We start from the raw sequence: 2875 nt of genomic DNA, 5'->3' as shown, positions 1-2875 counted from the left end.
GTCCAAACAGAGGGGAGGGGTTAGGGGTGGGGGTAGTCAGATCGCCTTGGCGTGCAGCGCGCCGCGATAGGAGTCGCGCAGGTAGCCCAGCGTGGCGTCGGCATCGGCCGGCTTGCCGAACAGATAGCCCTGGCCGCCGGCGCAGCCGAACTGGACGAGGCGGTCGGCCTGCGCTTCCTCTTCGATGCCTTCGGCGACCACATCCATGCCGAGCCCTTCGCACATGGCGAGAATGGCGCGGATGATGTGCTCCGACGGCCGGTCGTCGAGAATGGAGGAGACGAAGGCGCGGTCGATCTTCAGCTTGTCGAAATGGAATTCGCGCAGGCGTCCGAGCGACGACTGGCCGGTGCCGAAATCGTCGAGCGAGACGCGGATGCCGACGCGGCGCAGGTCTCCGACGATCTTTTCGGCCGAAGCCGGGTCGGTCATCAAGCCGGTTTCGGTGATCTCGATCTCAAGCCGGCTCGGATCGAAGCCGGTGCGGTCGAGGATCGCCAGGATATGCAGGCCGGTGTTCTGGTCGACGAGCTGCGACGGCGACAGATTGAAGGACAGGAACAGGTCCTTCGGCCAGTTGCGGGCAGCCTCGGTCGCCTTGCGCAGGACGAGCTGCGACAGCGGACCGATGATGCCGCGCTCCTCGGCGATGGGAATGAAGACGCTCGGCGGCACCGTGCCGAGATCGCGATCGGTCCAGCGGGCCAGCGTCTCGAAGCCGATGGTGCGGCGACTGTTGAGATCGACGATCGGCTGGAAATGCGGCTCGACCTCGCCGGCGGAGACGGCGCGGCGCAGCGCCTGCTCGATACGGGTGACGCGCTTGGCGGCCTCCTCCATCTCGCGGGTGTAGACCACGACGCGGCCGCGGCCCGAACGCTTGGCGTGGTAGAGCGCGGTCTCGGCCTTGTTGATCAGGATCTCGGTGGTCTCGTCGCCGGAATAGAACAGCGAGCAGCCGACCGAGGCCGACAATCTCGCGGTACGCTCGCCGACGTCGTAGGGCGCCGACAGGATCTCGATCAGCATGCGCGACTTCTCGGCCGCCTGCTCCTCGCTGAACACCATCGGATAGAGATAGGCGAACTCGTCGGCGCCGATACGGCAGACGGTGGAATAGCCGTCCATCGAGGCGCGCAGGCGCATCGCCACCTGGATCAGGATGTCGTCGCCGGCCTTGTGACCGAACAGGTCGTTGATCGGCTTGAAGCCGTCGAGATCGAGGATGCCGACGGTGAAGGGCGCGGGATCGTCGGCGCGATCGCTGATCAGGCGATCGACCTTGTCGAAGAAGCGACGATGGTTGCCAAGCCCGGTCAGCGGATCGGTGAAGGCCAGATCCGAGTTTTCCCTGCCTGGCTGCCCGGTGCCAAACGTCGTTTGCATCATGTCCCTGTTGTGATGGCGGTATTTATCTTCAGACTGGCAGCAAAGCGTTTAGGAAAGGTATCGGAAAAATCGATTTTTCAATGGCCTCAAAAGTCCGCACGGCGCTTAAAGCACGTGGCGCTGAAACGGATCAGGCGACGCGTTTTTAGTCTTTGTTTTGATGCATGTCGTTGTCCCAAAACCGCTGCGCAGTTTTGGGCGACATGCATTAGCCGGCTTGCCTGAGGCGATAGAGCTCGATCGGGCTGCCTTTCGTCTCGGCGACCGGCTCCAGCCAGTCCGGAACACTGCCCTCGAGCAGACCGGAAAGGAAGCCGCGCGGCGCCCTTTTGGCCAGCATGGCGCTTTCGCCGCTGCCGCGGCAGACCGCCACCAGGCCGACGCGATGCGCCTCCACGATTTTGCGTGCCGCGTCCGGCGTGCCGAGAAACGCGTCCAGCACCAGAAGATTGCCGGCGACATTGCGGTGGTAGGGACCGGCAAAGACCCGATGCCCCGAAAAGGCCAGGATCGGCGACCCCAGATTGGACGTCGCCAGCACGCTGGTTTCGGGCATGCGGCCGAACGCCGCGAAGCTGGCCGTCTTCTCGCAACCCTTGTCGGTGCTGCTTTCGTCCGCGGCAGAGGTGTTTTTTTCCAATGCTACCGAGGTCGCCGCGGCGGCGCCTATCCAAACCGGATTGATCGATACAAGCCAGACCGCACCAAGGCGCAAAGCCACTGCCAGCGAGGAATTGGTTTCGGCCCGCGCGCGCCATTTCGCGATCCAGGCGGACAGCGGGATCACGCCAAAGGCGATCGAGAATGTCGAGCCGCGCACCTGCCAGACCGCAACGCTGAAGGCGACGACGAGCAGCGCGCCGACAAGGCTGTCCTGCCGGCGCCACCCGCCACGGCCCAGACGCAGCGCCATCAGAAAAATCGCCACCAGCGGCGTCCCGTAGCGCGCCGCCACGAGCGCAGGCTTGTCGACAACCAGCGCAAACAGCGACTGGGCTTCCGTGATGTGATCCAGCCACAATTGCTTGAGACGCGGGTCGAGGCTGGCATAGGGCGCGGTCAGGCATTGCGGGAACAGCGCCAGCATGACCAGCCCGATGGCCGCCGCCAACACGGCGAGCGACGCCAGACGATGCCGCCGGCCGCGAGCGGCGAGCCCGCTCGCGGCAATAGCCGAGAGCCCGATACCGGCGACGGCGGCGGCGACGAACTGCACCGTCGAGAAGGCGTCGCATCGCGCCTCGCCCCATGCCGAGGCCGGGATGGTGGCCAGGAAGACAAGCGTCGAGACACCGGCGAAGCCCAGTCCGAAATCCCTGGCGATCGCGCGCTCGCCGCTCTCGTCGACAACAAAAAGCAGCGCCACGCAGACGCCGATGGTGGCGACATAGGGCACGGTTTCCATGCCGACGGCGAGCGTCAGCGCCGCGCAGAGGCCGGAAACAAACGCGGCTGCCCGATGCGCCGGGGCCTCGAGCAGCAATGC

At 65.3% G+C, this 2875-nt stretch carries 2 protein-coding genes; both read right to left on the bottom strand.

Annotation, left to right across the window (positions count from 1 at the left end; genetic code table 11):
- Positions 1-36 precede the first annotated feature (36 nt).
- Positions 37-1386, bottom strand: a complete 1350-nt coding sequence (locus EOA29_RS31470) for an EAL domain-containing protein (RefSeq protein WP_126090958.1) — start codon at positions 1384-1386, stop codon at positions 37-39.
- Between the two features lie 211 nt (positions 1387-1597).
- A partial coding sequence (locus EOA29_RS31465) for a GtrA family protein (protein WP_127222083.1) occupies positions 1598-2875 on the bottom strand: 1278 nt, incomplete at its 5' end.

This window comes from Mesorhizobium sp. M1E.F.Ca.ET.063.01.1.1, from assembly GCF_003998155.1.
Taxonomy (GTDB): domain Bacteria; phylum Pseudomonadota; class Alphaproteobacteria; order Rhizobiales; family Rhizobiaceae; genus Mesorhizobium.
Note: the sequence above shows the minus strand (reverse complement) of the source record. Positions and strands in the feature narration are given on the sequence as shown.

Bases quoted from the DNA above. Each gene is read 5' to 3' on its own strand.
- EOA29_RS31470 (WP_126090958.1), bottom strand. From the start codon at position 1,386: ATGCAAACGACGTTTGGCACCGGGCAGCCAGGCAGGGAAAACTCGGAT.